This window comes from Actinomadura roseirufa, assembly GCF_900659635.1.
GTDB lineage: Bacteria > Actinomycetota > Actinomycetes > Streptosporangiales > Streptosporangiaceae > Spirillospora > Spirillospora roseirufa.
The window spans coordinates 1-2,446 of record NZ_CAACVB010000518.1; the positions used below are offsets into that span (position 1 = coordinate 1).

Annotated in this window: 1 protein-coding gene and 1 pseudogene; both read left to right on the plus strand. The window is 76.9% G+C overall.

Features of this window, described 5'->3' with window-relative positions; translation table 11 throughout:
• Positions 1-1,403 (plus strand): annotated as a pseudogene (locus E1291_RS40995) (chromosome partitioning protein ParA); the annotation flags it as partial.
• Between the two features lie 143 nt (positions 1,404-1,546).
• A partial coding sequence (locus tag E1291_RS41000; RefSeq protein ID WP_165495546.1) for a serine/threonine-protein kinase occupies positions 1,547-2,446 on the plus strand: 900 nt, incomplete at its 3' end.

Genomic DNA, 2,446 nt, shown 5'->3' on the forward strand with positions numbered 1-2,446 from the left:
AGACGCGGGAGGCGCTGGAGCGGGCGCGGCGGCGGGCGTCCGACACCGCCGCGGACGTCGCGCTGGCCGGGCGGCGGCTCACCGGCGCCCGCGCGGCCGAGGAGCTGGCCGGGGTCCGGGAGCGGATGACGGAGCTGCGCGAGGAGCTGGAGGTGCTGGCGAGCGCCGAGTCCAAGCTCGGGCCGCGTCTCGGCTCGGCGGAGCAGACGCTGCGGAGGCTGCAGGCGAAGGCCGACACGCGCGCGCTGGAGGTGGACCGGCTGCGCGGGCGCCGGGACGAGCGCGAACGCGAGCGCGACGAGGTCCGCCGCCGGTCCGCCGAGCTCGCCGACCGGCGCGCCGCGCTGGGCCTGGACGCGCTGGAGAAGGAGTGGGGCGGCTCCCGCGAGGGCGCCGCCGAGTGGCTGTCGGGCCTGGACGAGGACGAGGCGACCTGGACGCCCGCCGAGTGGTGGCACGCCGCGGAGAAGCACCTGTCGGAGGCGCTGCGCCGGGTGTTCCCGGACGGGCCCGCCGACGAGGACATGCCGGAGGAGGCGCGGTTCCTGCTGCGCGAGCGCGCCGACGGCGAGGGCCGCCGCGCCGACCGCGAGCAGGCCACGTTCCCCCGGCTGGCGAAGTCGCTGGAGGGGTACCTGCGCCGGCAGGAGGACTACGAGCGGCACCAGCGGCGGCAGATCGAGGTGCAGCTGTCGGGACGCCGCGCCGACCTGGAGAAGGCGCAGAAGGGCGCGCTGGAGGCGGCGGGCGCCGCCGAGGCGCACCGCACGGCGCTGACCGCGGCGATCCGCGCCCGGCTGCAGCGCGTCTCGGAGGAGTTCGAGAAGCTGGACGTGGCCTACGGCGGGTACGGGGCGACACTGGAGTTCCCCACCCCCGAGCAGCCGGGCGACCCCGAGCAGGAGTGGCGCTGGCGGGTGACGCCGAAGTGGCGCCGCTCGGACGGGCAGCGGTACGTCCCCTACAACCGGCGCGCGAACACGGCGCTGATGGACGAGAAGGCGGTCAAGCTGGTGTGCGCGGCGGCGCTGGCCAGCTCCGGCGGCGGGCGGCTGTGCCTGGTCCTGGACGAGCTCGGCCGCAACCTCGGCAAGGAGCACCGCAAGGAGGCGGTGGCGCTGTTCCGCAAGATCGGCGAGACGCACGGCATCACGGTGATCGGCGCGCTGCAGGACGACATGGAGCCGTACGCGATCGACGCGTGCGGGCAGTACGTGAAGCTGCGCCGCTCGTCCGACACGATGCCCTACAACGAGCCGCCGGTGGTGGTCGGCTACGACGAGCACGAGGAGCGCGTCCGGAAACTGGCCGAGCAGATCCTCCGCACCCGTCCCGCCGGCAGCGCGAACGGGGCGTCCCCCGCCCCCGGCGTCGCGGCACCGGAGCCGGAACCCACCGCCTGACAGCGGAAGTTCGAGTGCGGGCGGGCCGTGATCCGGAAGGTTCGCCGCACAATGGGGGTCGCGCGGTGAGCCCGGACGCGTGGGGGCGGGCCCTCGCCGCGCTCGGCAGGTGGACGGTACGGCACGCGCGAAGGAGCGGACCCGTGGAGCGGTGGCGGGTGGACGGGTTCGAGGAGATCCGCGAGCTGGGACGCGGCGCGCAGGGACGGGTCGTGCTGGCCCGGCACACCGGGCGCGGCACCCCGGTGGCGATCAAGTACCTGGCGGCGGGCGCCGATCCGGCGGCGCGGGAGCGGCTGCGGCACGAGGCGCGGATGCTCGGCCGGGTCGACGATCCGCACGTCGCGCGGCTGTACCGGCTGGTCGAGCACGGGGACGACCTCGCCATCGTGATGGAGGCGGTGGACGGCGTCCCGCTGAAGGAGATCCTCGCGCGGCACGCCCCGCTGGAGCCCGAGGCGGCGCTGTCGGTGCTGAAGGGCTCGCTGCTCGGCCTCGCCGCCGCGCACGCCGTCGGCGTCGTCCACCGCGACTACAAGCCCGCGAACGTCGTCGTGCCCGCCGACGGGCGCAGCAGGCTCATCGACTTCGGCGTCGCCGCGCCCGAGGGCGCGGCGTCCGGCGCGGGCACGCCGCTGTACATGGCGCCCGAGCAGTGGCGCGGCGAGGCCGCGGGGCCCGCCGCGGACGTGTACGCCGCCACCTGCGTGTTCTTCGAGTCCCTGACCGGCCGGCGGCCCTACGGCGGCGACCGGGCCGCCGTGATGGCCGGGCATCTGACCGGGGACGTCCCGGACGGGGAGGTCGCCGCGCCGCTGCGCCCGCTGATCGCCGCGGGCATGGCCAAGGACCCGGCGGAGCGTCCGCCGAGCGCGGCGGCGTTCGTCCTGTGGCTGGACGAGCTGGCGCGCTCAGCCTACGGGGCGGAGTGGGAGTCCCGGGGCGTGCGCGCGCTCGCCGGGGCCGCCGTCGCCCTGGCCGCGCTGTTCCCGCTGGCCGCCGCCGGGCTGGTCCCGGCCGCCGGAGCGGGAGCCGCCGCGGGA